Raw genomic sequence first — 19,542 nt, forward strand, 5'->3', positions numbered from 1 at the left:
CGCCGCACACCTGCGCCTGCGGCCCCGGACGAGCGAGAGCGGAGCCGGTGCAGCACATGGGCAAGACCACGAGGGGCGGTGGCGCTGTGCGGTGCCAGGGGGCCGCGGGAAGCGTCCGGTGCGTCCTGGGCGCATGGCAGGAGCTCAAGGGCGGCATCACCGCCCGCCGTGCCGCAGGCGCGGCTGCCGAGCGCTACGCCGAGGAACTCGCGGAGCTGCAGGATCTCGGCATCATCGTGCGGAACCCCTACCGGCCCCGGCGCTGGTTCGTCCACCACCCGCAGCACGTCCTCCGGCAGCGCATCGACGCCGTGCTGGAAGGCATTGGAGCAGCGGTCGGCGAACTCCATTCCCTTCCCCGCCTGCTCGAGTCCCTCCCGGCGGCGGGCGAAGGCAGCCTGCCGGGGATCCGCACCGTGGGGAAGGCCGAGGCGTCCCGGGTGATCCTCAGAGGGGAGGCGCGGGCGAAGACGGCGATCTGGACCGCTCAGCCCCACGACCGCCCCGCAGCGACCATGCAGGCCAGCGCACCGCTCGACACGCGGAACCTCTCCCGCGGCATCGCTCTGCGCACGATCTACAAGGAGAGTGCGCGCGGGCAGCGGCACCTGGTCGACTGGGCGGCAGCCGTCACGGAGGCCGGCGGGCACGTGCGCACCCTGTCCAAACCGTTCCTCCGCATGGTCGTCATCGATGACAGCCTCGCTGTGGTGAGCAACTACCTCCGGCTCACCCCCGCGGGCGAGCCGGACGGCGAGGCGGCCGTGGTGATCACCATGCCGGAGGCGGTGGCGTGGCTGAGGCAGGCGTACCTGCTGCAGTGGCGGGAGGCCGAGCCGTGGCTGAGCGGACATGACCGCCGGGTACGGCCCACCGACCTCTCCCCCCGGCAGCTAGAGATTTTGCGTGGCCTGACGACGGGCACGACGCGGGCCGGCATCGCAAGGGCGCTCGGGCTGAGCACGCGGACCATCGGCGAGGAAATGCGCAAGCTCTACGACCTCTTCGGCGTCGCGTCCGAGTTCGCCTTGGGCCGCGCCTTCGAACGGACCCAGTCGGTCCTGCCTTCTCAGGACGGATCGCACAGCGGCGCATGAGCGGCCCTCGCGGGCGTGCGGCGTTCCAGGTGTCACCGGAGGCGCAACTACCACCGCCTTGCGCTGGCCCGTACGGGCCGAGGACCCGCTGCGTGCCGGGCCCCAGCACGCCGGCGGGCCGGAGGCGGCGGCGGTCCTCGCCCAGCCGCTTTGCCGCGGCAGGGGTGTCTCCGGGTGGGGGCAGGTGGGCCTATCACGGCGTGATAGGCCGTCAGAAGGTCCTACTGACGTGGTGGCACCCGCTTCCCCCTCTGACGTGAGTGAGCTGACGCTCCAAGACATCTCCTCACACCAGTGGCGACCGAAAAAAATCGTTTCCAAAACTCCACTCCTGGCTTCGCCGTGAGCTCAAGATCCACGCCGTCGCCGTCCAGCACCGAGTCGACCTGAAGGACGTCGTCGAGGCGGGGATCGCCGCCTGGCGGGAGCTGGGGGCGAACCCCTCCCCGTCGACACCTCCAGCGCCGAGTTCTTCGCCCCGTTCCGGCCCGAGCAGATCCGGGCCGACTTCCGCACCGACCCCTGTTACATCGTGGTCGACGGGCACCGCCGGCTTGAAGCGGCACGCCTCGCCGGAGCCGGGACGATCCGGGTCAGCGTCGACAACGCCCTGGTCTCCCCCGACGAATCACTCCTCGAAGCAGTCTCCGTCGCCCATGTGCGCCCCGACGACATACCCTTGGAGCAGGCATATGCGCTGCTCAAGCTCGTAGAGGTCTACGGCTCCCGGAACAAGGCCGCCAAGCGGCTGGGCATCGGCCAGTCGGCCATCTCGTCGAAGCTCTCGACCTCGAGCTGGCCCCCGATCTCCAGGCTGACCTCGTCGCCGGCCGCCGTACGGTCGAGCAGGTCCGCGACCTGTCCAAGCTCTCCGCTGACGAGCAGCGACGCAAGGCCGACGAACGCGCTGCCGCGGCCAGGCCGGTCCCAGGTCCAGCGCCGGGACCGGAAGTCCCGTGGAAGCACGCCTCGGAGGGAGGCCCGCCCTCCTTCCGCGCCATGCGGAACTGGGGACGACCCTTCCGCTTCATCCCCGCCCGCCCGCCGTCCGTCACTGCATGCCGGAAATTGGGTCGCTTCAGTCGCTCGCCCCTGGGGCGGCACAACTGCTGCGGCGGCCGATAGCGCCGCTGAAATGCGAGAACAGCATCACCTTGGGCCCCCAGTGCGGGCAGCGACCGAAGCGATCCACCCCGGCGCGGCGCTCCCGCACCGACCGCTGAGGGCAGAGGCCCGCCGCCTGTGATCGCCGGGACCTCCCCGCATGGCGGGCCCGTAGGCTCCTCTCCTGCGGGGAAGCGAGTCCCCCGCGCTCAAACGGGAGGCAGCTGGATCATGGCAGTGTTCGGAACCGCGCACCGCAGACTCCTGGACGGCGCCGTTTCCGATGCCCGGCGCTTGGTCGAGCTGCCGCCGCAGGAGGAAGGAACCGGCGGCGGCCGCTCCTCCCCCTCCTGCCAGGCGGCGAGCAGATCCGCAGTGGTGCTGATCTGCGCTTCCTGGGAGACCTTCTGCGGGGAGCTGGCCGCGGAAGCCCTGAACCACCTCGCGAGCCACGCCCCGCACAGTGCGGCTCTGCCCAAGGAAGTCAAGAAGACCCTGAGAGAGAGCCTGCTCGACACGGGGAGCGAACTTGCCGTGTGGGACCTCGCGGACGACGGCTGGCGCGCGGTCCTCCGGACCCGGGCCGCCTGGCTCACCCGGTGCGACCGCTCGCTCCGCACGGTGAAGCCTCCACAGGTGAAGGAGTTCTTCCGGCGCAACCTCGGCATCGTCGACATCACCGCCGCCTGGCTGTCGGACCAGAGCGACCAGCAGCGCACGGTGCGGCTACTGGACGACTTCGTCGCCCTCGGCTCGGACATCGCACACGGCCGTGCACGGGTGCCCGGGGTGAGCGGCCAGGCGCGGGACGGCCTCGAACTCATCCGCCGCCTCGCCGAGAAGACCGCCGAGTATGCCAGTGATCACCTTCGGGCCCACACAGGGGCCGCACTCCCGGAATTCGGGCCGCCCCCCGCGGAACCGGGCGAGGCAGCCGCCCGCGCTGAACCCGGGCCGGGAGGGGCGGCCGCAGCGTGAGGCCCGGGCGGCGGTGCGCAGGTGCGGGACGTCGAGCAGGAGTCCCGGTAGGGACCCGTGCCCCGGCGGACAGGAGCCGGGCCGGACAGGGAAGTCGCGGCAACTCCCCCACCGGCCGCAGCCGTTGCCTACGATGTCCCCGTGGCTCTCCGCATCACTGCTCTGATCTCCGCCTTGGGCGTCGTGCCCGGGGTGCTGCTGCTCGTCTTGGCGGTTCGCGAGTACCGGTCCGGAGGATCGGCTCTGCGGATCGCGGCCGGGGCTGCGATCCTCCTCGGATCCCTCTACGCCTGCGTACGGGACATGCAGCGCCTCCGATCGCGGCCGTCAGCCTGACCGAGTGCGAGCGGCCCTGGTGGCGCAGCCGTACGGCGCCCCTCAGAGCGCGGGCCCCGCGGCCGAGCGGTGGGCCCGGCTGAGACCTCGGGGCACGGCTGGGGAGGCGGCGGCCGGCTGCGCCAGAGGGACGGCCTCATGCGCGGTACCCGCCGCGGCGGACTTTCCTTCGCAGGGGGGCGCTGTGCGGGTCGGATGGATCAGGCTGTGGCAGGCGGCTGCTTCGGGCGGAATCGTACTGAGCCTGTACGCGGGCTGGCTGACCTTCGACGACGCCCGGGACCGTGCTGCCAGCGAGGACGCCATCCACGCCGCGTGCGACGGACTCGTCTCGGGGGCGGAGGTGATGGATCTGCAAGGGGGGATGGTCCGGGCGAAGAACAGCAAGCACGACTGGCTCAGCTTCGGCGCGCCGTCCAGCTCCTGCAGCATCTACCGAGAGCATGGCCCCGGCAAGGCAACGGGCCTGTTCACACTGGAGCTGACAACCAGCGACAGCTCTGAGCCGCTGCACGTGATCGGAGACGCCAGCAGGGTCGAGCCGTTCTTCACCCGTGGCAGCGGTCGCGGACGCGATATCACCGCAGCAGCCGAACGGCGCCCCGAGTCGTGGCCCGTGGGCGACGGCACTCTGGGGTGGTACGGGAACTGGTACACGATAGCCCGTGCCGAGTGCGGACCAGGCAGCCGCGAGGACGCCCCAGAACTACTGCATGTCAAGGCCCGCGCCGACTACCAGGACGTTCCCGCAGAGGACCGCGACCGCCTCACCCGCATCGCCCGCTCGGCAACGGCGGAGCTCGCCGACCGGCTCGGCTGCCGCACCCGGCTGCCCGCTCTGCCCGACGCCCCGTCGGCTCCCGTACCGTCCGCTCTCCGCCCGGCACGGACGGCGGAGGGCACCTGCAGCTGGTTCGCCCGCCACATCAGGGAACGAGGGCAGGGCAGACTGCCCGACCGCGCCCTCGCAGTGCCCGCCCGCACTGCGAACCCCGCGGACGGCTGTCTTCTGGCGGCCAGCCCCGAACAGGTGGGCCGCATCGCCGAAGGGCTGGCCGGAGAGCGGCTGGAGTCCGCCCGCGATGCGCTCACCATCTCGCCCTGGTGGCTGCGTGCCGCCTCCTACTTCGGCGCGGAAGCGGGATCGGTGGGATACCAGGTCCCCGGTGGCGAGGTGAAGAGGATCGAAGCGGGCACCGGCGGGCACACCATCGACATCTGGTGGGCGTCATCCCTCTGCGGCGGCAAGCCCGCCCTCCACACCCTCAGTTCCAACTACCCCTACGGCGACGTGGTCGGCTCCCGGGCGATGTCCGACCTGTTCCGCGCGTACGTAGCCGATACGGCGAAGCGGCGCGGCTGCACCCGGGTGGCGGACCCGGGGTCGGAGGGCCCGGACCGCTCCTGAGGGCCGCCGCACCCCGGGGGCGCCCTGGCGCTTCCCTTCGACTGGCCGGAAATGATGGGCACCTCGTCCCGTGTGCCCGCTGTCCGGGCACCGGCCCGGCGGCCGGTTCAAGGGCAGCCGTGTCGAACAGTCTCGGGCGGCCCGGAGCTGGTTGAAGAGCAATGAGGGGGACAAGGCGGGCGGCGTCCTCGTCGGCCCTGGTTCGTGATGAGCGGCCCCGCGACGCGAAGCATGTCCGGCCAGTGCATGACGTGGCGGGAGGCGAGCAGCCCGCCGCCCCCATCCGGACCAGCTCGATGCGTGACGGGGCGGTGACGAGCGTGGCGTCCGCCGCCGCGATGGTGTCGCCCACGGCCCCACGAGTGGGCCCTCACGCGGGAACCGGCCGGCGTAGCGGACCTGCCACCCCGCGCAGCTCCCTGACGTCAGGTTTTCCAGGTGGAGAGAGTATCCGTCCTCCACGTCCTCGGCGTTCTGATGCAGCACGAGGGCCGTGCTCCCGCCCTGGGTGGTCAGGGTCTTGCTGATGGGCGTGCCGTCGGCCCGGAACGTGGTCCGGACGATCTGTATGGCGAGGACGGTGCCCTTGTATCCCAGGGCTTCCAACTCGGCTTCCGTGGTGAGCCGCGAGGTGACCTCCGTCTTCTCTCATGCGGCTTCGCTCGGGCGGGGTGGTAAGTGGTCACGGCGCGGGTGGCCGGTCGGTTCTTCATGGCCCAGCCCCATGGGCGCCCGCAGTCAGGTCGCAGGCCTTGAGCGGACCGCGTATGGATCTCCGGTCACCGGCGCCGTCCCCGCAGCTCCGCCATGTCGAGGGCCTCGCTGTCGTCGCGGCCGGCGAGGCGAGAACGCGTCGCCCGCCAGGGCGTGGGCGAGGCGGCCCTCCCAGTCTTGGACGACCTCGTACAGCCCGGCGAGGGAGAAGGTCCGGCGGGGGGACCAGATGAGCGCGTAGCCCGACCACCCCCGTCACGCCGAACACCCCGCGTCCGGGGCGCCGGCCGGACTCCTCACCCGGCTGCGCGCCGACCGGCGCGCAGCGCAGTGGGTGCCGGCCTCGAGCGGGAGTGGGCGGCCGCGCTGGAGGAGTCCGCCGGATCGTCACCTCACGGTACGCGCGCCGGAACGCCGTGGATGCGGTCATGGGCAGATCCCTCCTGCGGAGCGAGCGGCGGCCGAGGGCCCGGCCCGTGGTGTGCCGACCAGGGTCAGGCGGCGGAGCTGAGGGCCAGGGTGTAGTGGCGACCGGCGACCGGGGGGACCGTGAGGACGTCGTCGGCGGCGGTGGCGGTGGCGGTGGCGGTGGCGGTGGCGACCCAGTAGGCGAGGTGGGGCCGAAGCGCGGGTGCCGACGACGTTGCGCAGCACGTCGGCAGCGGGGTCCGTCGGCCGCGGCCGGGGCGCCGGGCGGGTCTTGAAACGCCTCGCCGTCGGCGCCGTCCTCGAAGTCGAGCACCCAGGTGCCCCCGGCCGCGCCCGTTGCTGCTTGTGGTGGAGCCAGGCGCCACCACAAGCAGCAACGCGAGCCCGCCGAGGGCGATCAGGAACCACGAGTGGGTCAGCAGCCAGTCGACGACGGCCCCCACCAGGGTGATGGCCATGGCCGCTACCACGAGGAAACCCGTCATCCGGCCACCCGCGCCTTGTGGCCGTCTGCGGGGCCTGCAAGCGCGTCGTGCCGGCGGTCGCCTGGCGGCCGGCCTCCGGCCCTTGTGTCTGCGATCAGCGAGCGGAGCAGCGGCTTCGACACGGGCACTCCAGCTCCACCGCCGCCGTGCCCGATCCGGCCGGGGTCGCCTGTCACCCCCGTACTCCACGCTCGGCCTGCCAGAGAGCGCCGCTAGCCAGCGCCAGCGGGCGACGCTGGTAGCGGGCCGCCTGTGCGCGAGTGGTACGGGCCAGTCGAGCGGGGACGAACGCGATCGGGAACGGCTCGTGGATGTGGGCGGGCCCGCCCGCCAGGAGCAGCGCCCGGCCGTCGCGCCCGCCGCCTGGCGTCGCAACTGCTGCTGCGTCTGGTTCACCAGTCGGTGAGGTCGATCACGCGTGTGCAGTGCGGGTCCGCGCTGTCCACCCTCATGCGTTCCTCTTCGGCGATCAGGGACGGCAGGGCCGCGAGCAGGGCCGTGATCGCGCCGGACGGCCGCACGTCTGCTGCGATCACGCCGGTTGCGTCTTGCGTGTCGAGGTAGAGGCGCAGCCGGTCTTGGTCCAGGAAGAAAAATCCGCGCAGGCGCGGGTCCGGCTGGTCTTCGGTGAAAGGTTGGGTGATGGAACGCAGGATGGTCAGGGCATTGTCGTCCGGGGTGGAAGGAGCCATTTCCACAGTGGTGGGATCCACGTGGACAAGGGTCATTCCCATCACTGTGCCGACGCGGTCGCTCGGGTAGATCCGGGTGCCAGAGTGCAGGAGGGCGCGCAGAATGGAGATGATCTCGTAACTGGTAATGAAATCGCCATCCGTGCGAAGGGGGATCTCATAGGCCACCAGGCGGTCTGGGGTGTAAGCGTCTTCGGGACCAGTGGCGATCCGGATTGCTTTGACGGATTCCAGAGCCGGAAGGACGCCTCGAATGTACTGGTCCCCGGGAAGCGGTGCCTGGATGTGGTGGAGCAGCAGGCAGGTGATGTCCGCCTGCTGCTCCGCGATCTCTTCATGCATAGATCTCACTCGTTCACCCAGTTGGGACACTTGTTCACGCCCTGGCACCAGGCGGTGATGACGTCGAGTTCGACCTGCCGGATCACCCAGCCTTCGGCGTCGACCTCGAAGTAGAACCAGGTGTCTTCCTCGTCCCAGTAGCAGCGCACCCATATGGTCACCAGGCCATGATGCCAAACCAAATGCATCGCACTACTCCGCTTTGTCTGGTGGTTGAGCGATGAATGGTGCGGATCGGTCGAGCTGGAACGGAGAGTCGACTCGGCCCAGCCCTGATCCGTGCTGCTCGATGCTGGCAGCAACGTGAGCTGCTGGGCGAATGGGCTCCGACTCGACGCCCACCCAGATACTGGAATGGACCTGGCCGCTGGTGATCGTCAAAGTTGCCTCCCCAGATCATCCGATGCTGGAACGGGTGCAGTAGGCCGCGGTTGCAGCAGCCGGCCGCCCGCCTTGACGGAGCGGGCCCGGGGGCCCCTTGCCCACAACCGCGGAGCCCGGCTGTCGGCGACCGGCCACACCGTCGCGGTCGCAGGCGCCCCAGGCGGCCGAACGGATGGTTTAGGGCATCTGGACCACGCTGGACGAACAGAGCGGCACCGTCCTCCCGGGCACGGATGCGGCACGCTGACCATCCCGAGAGCTGGACGGCCGGCCGGGGCGCCCCGCGTGACGCGTCCTCCCCAGCGACGGGAATACTGCTGGCTCCCCCGCTTCGTGCGTCGTAACGATCTTCCTGAAGGATGTCGCCCACCCATGACACTCCTGGTCGCCATAGGCCTGCTGGCGCTCTGGTACGGACTGCTGCCGCTGCGATGGCAGAACTCCCACCTCGCCGGTCCTGATGCCCCCTTGCAGCGCGCGTGCAAGGCCGCCGCTCGTGGGCGCTGGGAGCCCGCCGCACGGCTTTTCGAGGAAGCCGGCCAGGACTGGGAACGCCGCTCCCTGTACGCCCAGAGGTTGGGATATCTCGCAGCCAGGAGGAACGATCGCTGGTTGAGGGCTTGGGAGGAGGCCCGCCCCGGAGATCCGGACGCCGCGCTCGTGGTGGCGCGCGCAAGCGTCCTGTACGCGTGGAAGCTGCGAGGCAAGGCTGGTGCGCACTGCACGTCGCTGAGGCAGTTCGAGGGGTTCCACCGGCAGTTGCTGGTCGCTCAGGACGACATCAGGCATGCCTTGGCGCTCCGCCCGGACGACCCCACACCTCTCGTCGCGGAAATCTGGAGGGCGCTCGGACTGGGCCGCTCCGGCCGGGAGATGCACGCGCTGTGGTCCGAGATCACCGCCCGCGCGCCACATCACTTCGAAGCGCACAGCAGTGCCCTTCAGTACTGGACCGGGAAGTGGCGCGGCTCGAAGCGGCTCGCGCGGGAGTTCGCCGAAAGATCGGCTGCCGGTGCGCCGCCGGGGAGCTTGCTGGCCGTGTTGCCGGTCATCGCCTGGTACGAGAACCATGCGGACGAGCTCGGTGATGCCGGATTTCGCAGCCCGAAGGTACGGGGACTGGTTGACGCGGCGCTCGCCGACGCAGCCCTCGCTGACCCCGACCACCCCAGGCTCCCGGAAGTACGGCACCTCCTGGCGTACTTCCTCTATCGGCAGGGCCGGTACAGGGCGGCCAGGGAGCAGTTCCGCCAGGTCGACGGCTTCACGGAGGCACTTCCGTGGCGGTACTCGTACGTAAAGCCGCTCTACTACCGGGCGATCCGCACGAAGACGGCCCGCAAGGCACTCCTGGAACGCCGGTCCCGCTGATCACCAGGCTGAAAGAGAGGCAGAGCAACACATGGACCTCGTCTTGAACCCGCCCCATGGGGTGGGCCCGGTACGGATCGGCATGACGTTCGCGGAAGCCGTCGCCGCGGTCACCCCGTGGGGGGCGCCCGAGGTGGAGCACGACGACGATGAGGTGACGATCCGCGCCAAGTGCCGCGAGATCGGCGTGAACGTGCTGCTGGAAGGCTCCGGCGAGGCCGTGACCGCGGTCGAGCTGTGGTGGCCAGGCGAAGGCCGCGGCACCGACGTCCGCGTCCTCCTCCACGGCGACGACGTCTTCACGACACCCGCCGAGAACCTCTTCCACGCCGCGCGCGAACGCGGCTGGACCGTGGACCAGAGCGAGCCCGAGTACCCCTTCATCCCCGGGGTCTCCCTCGGCTTCACCCGCCAGACCTCCCAGGACGTCCCCCGCACGGCAGCCGGGCTCCCCGTCCACGCCACCTCGGTCCTCGTCGGCGACGAGCACTACTACGACGAGCGCCTCGACAACTGAACCCCTTGCGGGTTCCGCCGGCTGTGCCGGTCCCTTCCCGTTCCCGGGAGCCATCCGGGGCCCACGGCACCCGGCATGACAGCCTGAGGTCCGCTGACAGACCCCGGTCGCCGCTCCCCGGACGATGCCGGCAGGACGGGACATGCCATCGGTCACTTCATCACCGCCCGCCGCTGCTGAGGCGTGGGCACGACCCGCCGTACCGCCAGGTCACTGGAGTCGGGCGAAGATCCGCGCCCCGTTGTGGAACGTGAGGGTGAGGCCTCTGGCTGCCGGGGTCGCGTCCGGCCGGGTCGACCACCGCTCGATCGCCGCGACCTCCGGGCACTGCGCGCCCGCCGGCACGGCGGCGAGCCAGGCCTCCGGCTCGTCGTCTGCGGACGGCTCGGGCCCGGCGCACTGTCCGGCGGATCATGCGATTACTAGGATCCAGGGGCGTCCGTTCCCTGTTGGCCAGTGCCGGGGGACTGGGCGTGCGGCAGTGACGAGCGATGCGGTTCCGGTGCTTCCCGCAGCGGACGGAGAACGGGGGGCCTGTGGGGAGTCGACGGCTGCACGGGGGTCTCGGGGCGGCGGTGGCTCTGCTGCTCGCGATATCCGCTGCCATGCTCCTGGGCAGGTCGTGGACCGCCTGCGACATGGGGAAGAACAACGCGGCCAACAGCGGTTTCCTGCTGTGGCTGTTCATCCCGGGCCTCTGGACGATCCTGCTGCTGGCCTGGGTCACGATGGGTGCCCTTCTTGGGAACCGTCCCCTTCTCCATGCCCTGGCCCTCGCGGTGACGCTCCTCGGTATTGTCTGGTGCGCCATCTCGATCTTTTGGGAGGGCGCCGGCACTCCTCCGTGTCCCAGCGGCGTGCCCCCGTGGTGGCCGAGCTTCCTCCCCGCCCCGGGATTCTGAAAGGCCGGTCCCGGCACTTCACGGCTTGAGCCAAAGGCGGACTGCTGCTGCGGTGACGGTGCCGTGGAAGACATGGGCACGTTTGTCGTCACGGGTTGCGACAGCACGCGAGCTCTTGAGGCGGTTGATGGTCCGCTCGACCTGGTTGCGACGCCGGTAGCGGTCAGGGTCGAAGCCGGTGGGTCTTCCGTCCGCACTGCCTCTGTTCCGGCGGTTGGCGCGTTGGTCCTTCGGTTCCGGGATGGTGTGTCTGATGTCGCGTCGTCGCAGGTAGCGGCGGTTTCACCAGGAGCTGTATGCCTTGTCGCCGCTGACGTGGTCCGGCCGGGTCCGGGGCCGTCCGCCCAGAGGGCGGGGAACCCGGGTCCGGGCCAGGACCTCGACCACCTGCGGGGCGTCGCCCCACTGGCCGTGCTCGACACGGGCCCGGACCTGCTTGTGGGAGCGGTTGTGCTACTCCTTCCAGGCCGGGAGTTCGCTCTGGCCGCGTTGTCGGCGGTGCGGGATGACCGGTCCGGTGCCCGGGTAGCCGCGGTCGGCGATCACGAGGGTTTTGCCGACGGCGGCCTTGGCACCGGACTCCTCCCATGCCTGGCAGTCGTTGCGGTTCCCGGCGAGCGGCCGCCTGACCACGACGACCAGCCGGGTGTCGGCGTCGATGACGACCTGGTGGTTGGTGGAGTACCGGTAGTTCTTCGACCGCTCGCCGACGGTGTGGTCGCGGGTGGGGGGACCAGGGTGCCGTCCACGATGAGCACGGAGTCCTTGGCGAACCGCTTCCGGGGCTGGAGTGCGAGCAGGGGGCCGAGGTGGTTGATGACCCGGCCGGCCGTGGATGTCGAGACGCCGAACAACGGAGCGAGCTGCCGCAGACGTGATTGGTGCGCCAGTAGGCCGTGACCGGCAACACCCGGTCCTCCAGCGGCAGACTCCACGGCCGGCCTCGGTGGACCACATGCTCCATCGCGCCGCAGTCTGGTCAGCAGTTTGCCGAAGCAGCGCGGGCTCAGCCCCGCGAACGGGGTTATCCAGGACGGCTCCGATGCCGTGATCACAGTCGCCACATCGTGATCATTACTCAGGCCTGGCTCGATGCCGGAGCACTCCCACAGCTACGCTGATCGGGGAAGTCCACAGCGCGCAAGACCCGGGGGAAACCGTGAACCGACCGCTGCTGTTCCTCGACGTGGACGGGCCACTCAACCCCTACGCAGCCAAGCCGGAGAGGCGTCCCGACGGCTACACCACACTCCGGGTCCCCCGGAACGATGCCCATCAGGACGACAGAGGCCTCTCGTCCCGACGACCCCTGCGAGTCTGGCTCAACCCGGAGCACGGACCAACCCTGCTCCAGCTCGGCTTCGAGCTGTGCTGGGCCACCACATGGATGAACGACGCAAACCGGTGGATCGCACCGGTCCTCGGCCTTCCGGAACTTCCCTTCGTGGACTTCGGCGACGTCCTGCTCCAAGCACGCCCTGATGGCGTCCATTGGAAGACCGGACCGCTGGTGGTCTACGCAGACGGCCGTCCTTTCGCCTGGGTCGACGACGAGCAGAGCGAGCTGGATCAGACCTACGTGACCGCCCGCCACCAAGGTCCCGGGCTCCTGCACCACGTCAACCCGCGAATCGGTCTACGGGAGAACGACTTCCACACGCTCGCCGACTTCGCCCGGTCCCTGGACACCTCACGAACCACCGGCTGAACACCTCGCCACAGCTCCGCAGGCTGCTCCGCACTCGGAGCCAAGATCTTTGCGGGACAGCCCTTAGGATCAAGGGGGTGTTCGATCCCTGTCGGTCAGTGCTGGCGGACCGGAGGGTGCGGCAGCGGCCGGCGATGTGGATCCGGTGCTTCCCGCAGCGGACGACGAACGGGGAGCCTGTGGGAAGTCGGCTGTCCCGCTACTCCGCCTCAACCACAGGCGGGGTTGAGTGCTGGTGCGATAAGGCCGGTACCACAACCAGCCTCCTGACAGCCACCGGGTCGTAGAGCTGGCATGATGTGCCTTATGTTCACGTACCGAAAGGCCGATGCCGCGTAAGCGGCCCGGCGCGCTGCGCGCTCACCAAGCACCACGTGTCGCGTGGGGCTTGCCTCCAGACCGGATCCACGGCCTCTCAGCCCGAACCAGCGTCGCGATAGATCGAGTGGAGCGATTCTCGGTCGACTACTACGTGTACCCCGGCGCCACCGACCGTGCGCTGCGCCGGTACCGAGCATTTCTGCGACCAGCGGGACGTCGACCCCTGTATCCGCAGGATGCGGAGTGTTCGTGCCGCGGCTGTTCTTTCGACGACGTGCGGCACGCCCGCGACGTGCTCGAGGAGGTCGTGCGGCAGTTGCCTTCCCGGCCCCGCGCCGAACTCGAGCGTCGAGTGCGTGTCCTGGATGCCAGGTACCTCGAGAGCACGCTGCCGGACCCCTTCGCTGCTCATCGGCAGTGGCGTTCTGACCTCTGGTGGCGGCGCCGTCTGGCTGGCGGCCGGGAAGCTGGATGAGGAGCCCAAGCTACGGTGCAATGATCGCGGCACAAGCTGCCGCCCGGGCCGAGAGCGGCACACCGCGCGCTGACCTCGTCGAGACTCCTCGTCGACGCCGAAGGCGGTATCGGCGGCGTCGGCCTCTGGCCCGCGCGACGGGCGCCCGCCTGCAAGGTCTCGCCCTCTTCCCGTGGCCGTGGAACAGGTCGCCGCCCGCACTTCCTTGGTGCGGCCGCCGGCCGCGCGGTCTTCCAGGTCATCGAGCTGGAGCACACCGGCCTGCCGACGCGGACCGTGTCCACGCCCTCGCGGCGAACGACCTGTAGCGAGCCATCCAGTCACCAAGAGATCCCGTGGCGGGTTCTTGGCGTCTCTGGGTCATGCCGCAGACGGCGGGGAGGGGGGTGGGCCGCGGGGGCCCGTTGGTATGCGGCAGGATGTGGGACGGGAGGGATTTGAATGCGTTCAGAAATGCTCGGGTGGGGGCGGCGGCAGGTGCGCGTGACCGACAGGTTGGGCGCGGTGATGACGGCGTCGATGTCGGTGATGGCCGTCGAAGCGGTGATCGGGATGATCGCGGCCGTCGTGTGGGGGCAGGTCCAGGAGAACCCGGGTCTTCCCTACAACGCGATGGGGATCTTCCTTTTGGTGGTGATGGCGCCGCTCGTAGCGGCGGTGGGAGCCGCGCTCGGCGCTCTGCTGTCGCTCGGCGGGGTGGTGCCCCTCCTGGCGGCGGCCGCGTGGCTCGGCCGCCGCTTCTCCGGACGCGAGGCGTGGTGGTGGGTCCCGGTACTGGCGGCCGCCGGTACGGCCCCGCCGGTGCTGGCCGTGGCGGTGCTCGCGGAGGTCGGCCCCTTGGCGGGCCTTGGCGGTTGGCTCGCGGCGACCGTGGCACTGGCCCTCGCGGCGCTGGTCGCCCGCAGGCTGCTGCTCCCGGACCGCCCATGGCTCTCCGGCGGGAACATGCTCGGGTCGGTGGTGGTGTACGGGACGCTCGCCATCGTCGTCACCGGTGCGCTCGCCGGCATCGGCCTGTATGCCGGCATCGCGGCCAGAGCTGGGGACGTTCGTCCGTACGCGACGGCTTGTGCCACGTCTGCTGGGAGGCCGGCGGCGTAAGGTGTCTGGCGGCCTCGTCCGCTCTCCCGGGCACCGCTGCCTCAGGTTTGGACGAGCAGGAGAGCCGGGTGGGGGTCACGGTCCAAGGACACGCGCGGCAGGCCCACCTCGCAGTGCCTCTCCACCAGGGTCAGCAGAACGGTCTCAGCGCTCTCCGCAGCGGTCAGGTTCGGGACTCCCGCCGCCACAAGACCCGCCGCCACTCTGCCCCACAAGGTCGCGCCCGGCGCAGACCGCTCCAAGGCGTCCCGGGCCTCGACTGGCTCGAATAACTCGGCGACCTCCCCGTCCACGGCATGCGCGAACCATAGGGGCGGCGTGCCGCTGTTCAACACGACGACGCACTCGGTGCCCATCGACACCCGCTCCAGTGTCTGAGTCTCCATACCCTCAGCGCTCCAGTGCTCAAGGGAGAAGGCCCACGCGCCGCAGACGCCCAGACGCGTCACCGCGCCCTTGGCCATCGCCAGCGCGAATGCCTCGTCCGCTGTTACCTCGGGCATGACGTCATCTGGGTCCCCGCCCAGACGAGCCGCGAGGGAGTCCACGTCCAGCCCGCGGGCCAGCAGCAGGCAGTAGGTGTCGCAGTCCTCAGCCAGCCAGCGGATGCCGTCCATCGGCCTCTCCCGTGTCTCTTGAGGTGACTGGCGCCTGTGCTGTCGGCCGCTTGTTCAACAGCTGCCTCGCCGCCTCGACCGCTTCTCTGCTCAGTTCCTCGAAGGAGACGCCCCAGCTCCTCTCCCGGCCGTCCAGGTTGTGCGCGCAGTGCACAAGGGGTTCCAGCTCTTCGGGGTAGCCGAGGTCATAGGCGATGTCTGCCCAGATGAGGTGAGTGCCAGCGGCGGGATCCAGGGATCCGTCGGCGATCTGGCCGGCAATCCAGTAAGCCATCGCCCACTTTGCGGCCTCGGGGTCGGCGGGCGGGTGGAAGAGCAGACCCAGCTCCTCCAGCACCTGGTCGAAGAGCGCTGGGGCTTCCGGCTCTTCGCTCCGGAGCAGGCCAGCCAGCATGGCGAGGGACGGGCTCTCAACGCCGGCAATCAGTGCGTTCAGCCCTGCCTCAATGAGTCGGTCAGACCCGACGTGCCTGCCGAAAGCCCTCTCACGCGCGATGTGTCCGAGCCGATCGAGGGCGTCGTCTCGGGTCATCAAGTCTTCTCGCTCGGCAGCTGGGAGGAGGAAGCCTCGCACATCCGCCGACGCTGCCGCCATCGAGATCCTCCCACCATCGGGGATCAGGACATGAGGACCCGCTTCCGTAGGAGGGGCCGGCCTGTGCGGCCACACGTAGAGGTGACCGTCTCTCCGTCGAGCAGCACCTGATCCGCTGCTCCTGCCCCGCATCCGCCGGGCCGGGTTGTCCGGTTCCGGCCCGTGCGTCGGCTCGCCGGTTCTACGGTGTAGCGGGTGAGCGACGAGGAGATGCGGTCGGTCGGTGGGTCCAACTACCTATCGCCGAGGCCGCTTTGGCCGCCTGGCGCTGAGTGCGCAAGGCGAGCCGGGAGACGGGCGGTGGACCTTTTGGCAGAGGGGCGCCGGATCTTGACCGGTGGCTTCGTCCGGCGGCTGGCGGAGAGCGATGAGTCGCGTCTGCGCGGTGCCGCCTGTGCGCTGCTGAGCCTTGCAGGTGCCACGGAAGCGGTGGGCCTGAACGACGTGGCCACCACCCAGCTCGCCACCCGACCCGGCCTGTCCCACGCTCCGGTCGCGGCGCCGTACGACGACGTCTCCGCCCCGCACCGTCCCGTGCGATTCCGGCCGACCGCCGGCCCACCTGCGGGCGGCGGCATCGCGGCGATTCCGCTGGCCGGGTTGCTGAGCACCATCCTCAACAGCAGTTACGGCGTAGGGTGGCTGACATGTCACGTATCCGGGGGACGTGGAACACCAGGGGCATGTGGGCCGGGGGCGCGGCGCTTGCCGCCGTGCTGACCCTGTCGGCCTGCTCCCTGCTCGGCGCCGGCGAGACCGGCAGTGAGGTGCCGGTCAAGGGCGGCGCGGGCGCGAGCATGGGCGCTTCCGCGAGCCCGACACCGTCCTACACGGCGCCGAGCGACTGGGACGAGCCGGAGCGGTGGGCGGCGCTGCCGCGGGGGCAGCGCACCGACGAGCGCGGCAGCCAGGTCGGATACCCGCACACCGCCGAGGGCGCCGTGGCGATGATGGCAGCCGCCAACACCATGACCGTCGAGGGCGGGAAGTCGTCCGTCGACGAGCAGCTGCGCATCTACCACTCGTACATCAGCGCGGATGACCAGTCCGCGGGAGCTGCCGAGGCGGTCGAGCGACAGGCGACGGACACGGACAAGATGCTCGCCCGGCAGATGGGGGTGCGCGCCGGGCAGCCGCTGCCGTCCGGCGCCTACGTGCGCAGCCACATCGTCGGCTACAAGATCATCAAGAAGTCGGGTGACGAGGTCAGCGCGTGGCTGCTGGGCCGTGTGGTGCAGAAGAACGGCGAGAACGAGAAGGAGAGCGGCTCTTTCACACGCGTCCTGGGCGGTGCCCAGTGGCAGGGCGGCGACTGGAAGCTGACGACGACCGCCACGGAGCGCGCCCAGCGCGACGCCCAGATCGAGGGCAAGCCGCCGATGGCGGCACCGGGCGACATCATGTTCAACCGCGCGGAATGGACGGCCATCCGAGAGGCGTCGTGACACATCGCCTGGCCGTGCTGCTGGCCCTGGTCGCGGTCTTCAGTCCATTGGCACTGCCGCCACCCGCGGTCGAAGACTGGTCCGATCAGTAACGCCATCCAGCTGGCCTGCCGGCCCAGCAGCGGCCTGGTTTTGGGCGTCAAGGGCAAGGCCACCGGCGGCGACGCCGGCGGGCTGACCTGTCCGGACCTGTTCCGGCGGCGCGGGGGATGTACGGTGCCGGAGCCGAAGAGGGGGTCCCACTGCGGGAGACGGCCGACGTACTGCTCGGGGAAGGTGAAGCGGCCGGGCGGCTATCACCGCGCCGTCCCCAGGCCTGGCGGGTGGGCGCGAACACGGACATGGCCGAGAAGGGTATCCCGCTCGCGGAGCGCAACAGCCGCGGTGGGCGGACGGCTCCCCCGACCCCGACACCGTCGACGACCGGCGCCCCGGCGCGGGCACTCGCAACCCGCTCAGCGCGGTCAAGCTGCACTGCGGCTTGGCCCATGCCGACGTGGCGAAGGCCCGCGCTGAGGAGTCGGCGAGTTGACCGCTGATCCGCGGAGCCGCCGAAGTTGGCGGTACCGGCATCGATCCGGCCAGAAGCAGGGAACGGGGGACACGGCAGGCCCTGGGGCGCGACAATCAGCGACGTCGTCATCACAGGGAGGTCATCCATGGGTGGGCACAGCAAGCCGGCGCCGGACCCGTCGACGGGCACGCCTCCCCCGGGAAACGCCGACGGGCAGGTTCCCCCGCCGCCGCCTTCGGACGGCAAGCACAAGAAGTGAGCGACCCCCTGGAGCAGCACATCGCCCGGCAGGACGCGGCGATGGTGGAGGCCGGGTGCTGGCCGGCCGACTCGCCCTGGGTGCGTTCTGCCGTCGCCGCCCTGCCGCGGCACCACTTCGCGCCCGAGGTGGTGTGGAGCTGGGACGGCGCCCGCTGGGAGGCCGTCGCACGCGGCGTCGATGAGGAACGCTGGGCGAGCCTGGTGTACGGCGGCCCGTATGACGCCGCGGTGACGCAGGTGGAGGACGGGCTGCCGTCATCGAGCCTGTCGTGCCCGTCGGTGGTCGCCGACATGCTCGACTCGCTGCGCCTCGACGCCGGACACCGCGTCCTGGAGCTCGGGACGGGGACCGGCTGGAACGCCGCGCTGCTCGCTTACCGGGCGGGGCCGGGGCGGGTGACGAGCGTGGAGGTCGACCCGGGCCTCGCCGCCGAGGCCAGCGGGCGCCTGGCGGACGCCGGCGCCGATGTCGCGGTGCACGTCGGCGACGGCGCGGCCGGGTGGCCGCAAGCGGGCCCGTTCGACCGAGTGATCGCCACCTACGCGGTGGAGACGGTGCCGTGGGCGTGGGTGGTGCAGACCCGGCCCGGCGGGCGGATCGTCGCCCCCTGGGGCCGGCTCGGGCACGTCGCGCTGACCGTGTCCGATGACGGGGCGTCGGCGGAGGGGTGGGTGCAGGGGCTGGGGATGTTCATGCCCGCCCGCGGCGTCGACCAGGGCCTGGAGTTGCACCAGGTCCGCGAACGCAGCCCCGGCGGCTCCACGACGGCGGTCTTCGACCGGGCGGCCGCGGGGCTGGCCGACGCGAGCCTGCTGTTCGCGCTGCGCGTCCTCCTGCCCGATGTGCGGGTCTCCATCGCCACCGGCCCCCGCAGCGGCGGCGGCGCGGCGGTGGCCGCGTGGCTCCACGACGCTCACTCCTCCTGGGCCCGCCTCACCGACCACCCGGACGGGCGGACGACCGTCGAACGGGGCGGGCCACGCCGCCTGGACGAGGAGATCACCACCGGCTGGGACCGCTGGGAAAAGGTGGGCCGGCCCTCGCTGTACGACTTCGGCATGACCCGCACCGAGCACGAGCAGTGCATCTGGAGCGAGGTCGACGGGGTACGCCAGCGCTGGGAGCCCACCCCGGCACCCCGGCCCGCACCGGGCGCGGCCTGAGATCGCCGCGCGGCCAACCGCGGCGCAGTTTCCGCCCCCGGGCCAGGGCGCCCTGAGCCGGAGGCGGACGGCGGGTGCTGGACCAAGCGATCACCGGATGGTGCCCACCGCACCGGCACGCTACCGGCACGCCGCGGTGGTCTTACCGGCGCGCACCAACCGCGGCGATGGCCCGATGCAGGGTGCAGCTGGGCCCCCCGAGGTCGCATGCGGAACCCCACCGTCGGAGCTGTTTCGCCAACGAGCTGCCCCACGACCGCGACGGCAACGGGGTGTACCCGGGCGCGGGGCCTTCGCGGAGCGCTCCGGGACCGTGGCGGAGTGATGTACCACAACTGGCCCGAGCAGAGGTGACGCTTCACGGGCCGCGCTGATTGCGACTGGGCGCGTCGCGGCCGGACTATCAGGTCGGTGACGGTCAGTGCGCCCTTGGCGTTAAGGGCGGGTATCGCCGTGTCGCAGCGGTCGGCGTTCATCGGGCGTGCGGTCGGCATGCCACTGGCCGCATTCGCGGCCGCGCCCCTGCGGGCCGTGACGCGTGTCCGCCGCACACCCGCGCCCGGGTCCATGCCGGCGCTCCTC

At 70.8% G+C, this 19,542-nt stretch carries 17 protein-coding genes and 2 pseudogenes; 11 read left to right on the forward strand and 8 right to left on the reverse strand.

Features of this window, described 5'->3' with window-relative positions; all coding sequences use genetic code 11:
- The first annotated feature begins 56 nt into the window (after positions 1-56).
- Positions 57-1,097 carry a LuxR C-terminal-related transcriptional regulator gene (locus ACF053_RS27430; RefSeq protein ID WP_391956455.1) on the forward strand — a complete coding sequence of 347 codons (1,041 nt, stop codon included), beginning with the start codon at positions 57-59 and terminating at the stop codon, positions 1,095-1,097.
- 717 nt (positions 1,098-1,814) lie between these two features.
- On the opposite strand, the gene ACF053_RS27435 is transcribed toward ACF053_RS27430, so the two are convergent.
- Positions 1,815-2,063 (reverse strand): hypothetical protein, encoded by a 249-nt coding sequence (locus ACF053_RS27435; protein WP_391956456.1) that lies wholly within the window; start codon positions 2,061-2,063, stop codon positions 1,815-1,817.
- Positions 2,064-2,432: 369 nt separating this feature from the next.
- On the opposite strand from ACF053_RS27435, the gene ACF053_RS27440 reads away from it, so the two are divergent.
- From ACF053_RS27440 to ACF053_RS27450, 3 genes are all read left to right on the forward strand, one after another.
- A complete protein-coding gene (locus tag ACF053_RS27440; RefSeq protein WP_391956457.1) occupies positions 2,433-3,179 on the forward strand; it encodes a hypothetical protein in 747 nt (248 codons plus the stop codon).
- 141 nt (positions 3,180-3,320) lie between these two features.
- On the forward strand, positions 3,321-3,515 hold the full coding sequence (locus ACF053_RS27445) for a hypothetical protein (RefSeq protein ID WP_391956458.1): 195 nt from the start codon (positions 3,321-3,323) through the stop codon (positions 3,513-3,515).
- Positions 3,516-3,861: 346 nt separating this feature from the next.
- Positions 3,862-4,923 carry a hypothetical protein gene (locus ACF053_RS27450; protein ID WP_391956459.1) on the forward strand — a complete coding sequence of 354 codons (1,062 nt, stop codon included), beginning with the start codon at positions 3,862-3,864 and terminating at the stop codon, positions 4,921-4,923.
- Positions 4,924-6,131: 1,208 nt separating this feature from the next.
- Here ACF053_RS27450 and ACF053_RS27455 read toward each other — a convergent pair.
- From ACF053_RS27455 to ACF053_RS27465, 3 genes are all read right to left on the reverse strand, one after another.
- Positions 6,132-6,524: a hypothetical protein gene (locus ACF053_RS27455; protein ID WP_391956460.1), complete on the reverse strand. Its 393-nt coding sequence runs from the start codon at positions 6,522-6,524 to the stop codon at positions 6,132-6,134.
- A gap of 419 nt (positions 6,525-6,943) precedes the next feature.
- Positions 6,944-7,585 (reverse strand): hypothetical protein, encoded by a 642-nt coding sequence (locus ACF053_RS27460; RefSeq protein WP_391956461.1) that lies wholly within the window; start codon positions 7,583-7,585, stop codon positions 6,944-6,946.
- A 5-nt stretch (positions 7,586-7,590) separates the two neighbouring features.
- Positions 7,591-7,746 carry a hypothetical protein gene (locus tag ACF053_RS27465; RefSeq protein WP_391956528.1) on the reverse strand — a complete coding sequence of 52 codons (156 nt, stop codon included), beginning with the start codon at positions 7,744-7,746 and terminating at the stop codon, positions 7,591-7,593.
- Positions 7,747-8,341: 595 nt separating this feature from the next.
- On the opposite strand from ACF053_RS27465, the gene ACF053_RS27470 reads away from it, so the two are divergent.
- The 3 genes from ACF053_RS27470 to ACF053_RS27480 all read left to right on the forward strand — a co-directional run bounded on the left by ACF053_RS27470 (position 8,342) and on the right by ACF053_RS27480 (position 10,759).
- Positions 8,342-9,340, forward strand: coding sequence for a hypothetical protein (locus tag ACF053_RS27470; RefSeq protein WP_391956462.1), 999 nt, complete (start codon positions 8,342-8,344; stop codon positions 9,338-9,340).
- A 31-nt stretch (positions 9,341-9,371) separates the two neighbouring features.
- Positions 9,372-9,857 carry a hypothetical protein gene (locus ACF053_RS27475; protein WP_391956463.1) on the forward strand — a complete coding sequence of 162 codons (486 nt, stop codon included), beginning with the start codon at positions 9,372-9,374 and terminating at the stop codon, positions 9,855-9,857.
- 536 nt (positions 9,858-10,393) lie between these two features.
- Entirely contained in the window at positions 10,394-10,759 is a 366-nt protein-coding gene (locus ACF053_RS27480; protein WP_391956464.1) for a hypothetical protein, read from the forward strand.
- An 18-nt stretch (positions 10,760-10,777) separates the two neighbouring features.
- Here the strand turns inward: ACF053_RS27480 and ACF053_RS27485 are convergent.
- Both ACF053_RS27485 and ACF053_RS27490 read right to left on the reverse strand, forming a co-directional pair.
- A pseudogene (locus ACF053_RS27485) lies at positions 10,778-11,173 on the reverse strand (transposase); the annotation flags it as partial.
- A gap of 42 nt (positions 11,174-11,215) precedes the next feature.
- A pseudogene (locus ACF053_RS27490) lies at positions 11,216-11,823 on the reverse strand (transposase family protein); the annotation flags it as partial.
- Between the two features lie 95 nt (positions 11,824-11,918).
- Between ACF053_RS27490 and ACF053_RS27495 the strand changes: the two are divergent.
- Complete coding sequence (locus tag ACF053_RS27495) at positions 11,919-12,467, forward strand: hypothetical protein (protein ID WP_391956465.1); 549 nt, start codon at positions 11,919-11,921, stop codon at positions 12,465-12,467.
- 1,279 nt (positions 12,468-13,746) lie between these two features.
- Positions 13,747-14,364, forward strand: a complete 618-nt coding sequence (locus ACF053_RS27500; protein ID WP_391956466.1) for a hypothetical protein — start codon at positions 13,747-13,749, stop codon at positions 14,362-14,364.
- A gap of 41 nt (positions 14,365-14,405) precedes the next feature.
- Here ACF053_RS27500 and ACF053_RS27505 read toward each other — a convergent pair whose 3' ends face one another.
- A complete protein-coding gene (locus tag ACF053_RS27505; protein WP_391956467.1) occupies positions 14,406-14,981 on the reverse strand; it encodes a DUF6461 domain-containing protein in 576 nt (191 codons plus the stop codon).
- Positions 14,956-15,513, reverse strand: a complete 558-nt coding sequence (locus tag ACF053_RS27510) for a hypothetical protein (protein ID WP_391956468.1) — start codon at positions 15,511-15,513, stop codon at positions 14,956-14,958. The genes ACF053_RS27505 and ACF053_RS27510 overlap by 26 nt, the downstream gene beginning before the upstream one ends.
- A gap of 710 nt (positions 15,514-16,223) precedes the next feature.
- On the opposite strand from ACF053_RS27510, the gene ACF053_RS27515 reads away from it, so the two are divergent.
- Both ACF053_RS27515 and ACF053_RS27520 read left to right on the forward strand, forming a co-directional pair.
- Positions 16,224-17,021, forward strand: a complete 798-nt coding sequence (locus ACF053_RS27515; protein ID WP_391956469.1) for a hypothetical protein — start codon at positions 16,224-16,226, stop codon at positions 17,019-17,021.
- Between the two features lie 769 nt (positions 17,022-17,790).
- The gene (locus ACF053_RS27520; protein ID WP_391956470.1) at positions 17,791-18,960 is read left to right on the forward strand and encodes a methyltransferase domain-containing protein; all 1,170 of its coding nucleotides are present in this window, start codon (positions 17,791-17,793) and stop codon (positions 18,958-18,960) included.
- The last annotated feature ends 582 nt before the right edge of the window (positions 18,961-19,542 follow it).

The sequence above is a fragment of the Streptomyces kanasensis genome, from assembly GCF_043077165.1.
Taxonomy (GTDB): Bacteria; Actinomycetota; Actinomycetes; order Streptomycetales; family Streptomycetaceae; genus Streptomyces; species Streptomyces changanensis.

Excerpts from the sequence above, each read along its gene's own strand:
- ACF053_RS27505 (WP_391956467.1), bottom strand. The coding sequence starts at position 14,981 with ATGGACGGCATCCGCTGGCTGGCTGAGGACTGCGACACCTACTGCCTG.
- ACF053_RS27460 (WP_391956461.1), bottom strand. The coding sequence starts at position 7,585 with ATGCATGAAGAGATCGCGGAGCAGCAGGCGGACATCACCTGCCTGCTG.
- ACF053_RS27515 (WP_391956469.1), top strand. The coding sequence starts at position 16,224 with ATGTCACGTATCCGGGGGACGTGGAACACCAGGGGCATGTGGGCCGGG.
- ACF053_RS27475 (WP_391956463.1), top strand. The coding sequence starts at position 9,372 with ATGGACCTCGTCTTGAACCCGCCCCATGGGGTGGGCCCGGTACGGATC.
- ACF053_RS27440 (WP_391956457.1), top strand. The coding sequence starts at position 2,433 with ATGGCAGTGTTCGGAACCGCGCACCGCAGACTCCTGGACGGCGCCGTT.
- ACF053_RS27430 (WP_391956455.1), top strand. The coding sequence starts at position 57 with ATGGGCAAGACCACGAGGGGCGGTGGCGCTGTGCGGTGCCAGGGGGCC.
- ACF053_RS27510 (WP_391956468.1), bottom strand. The coding sequence starts at position 15,513 with ATGACCCGAGACGACGCCCTCGATCGGCTCGGACACATCGCGCGTGAG.
- ACF053_RS27470 (WP_391956462.1), top strand. The coding sequence starts at position 8,342 with ATGACACTCCTGGTCGCCATAGGCCTGCTGGCGCTCTGGTACGGACTG.
- ACF053_RS27450 (WP_391956459.1), top strand. The coding sequence starts at position 3,862 with ATGGATCTGCAAGGGGGGATGGTCCGGGCGAAGAACAGCAAGCACGAC.
- ACF053_RS27455 (WP_391956460.1), bottom strand. The coding sequence starts at position 6,524 with ATGGCCATCACCCTGGTGGGGGCCGTCGTCGACTGGCTGCTGACCCAC.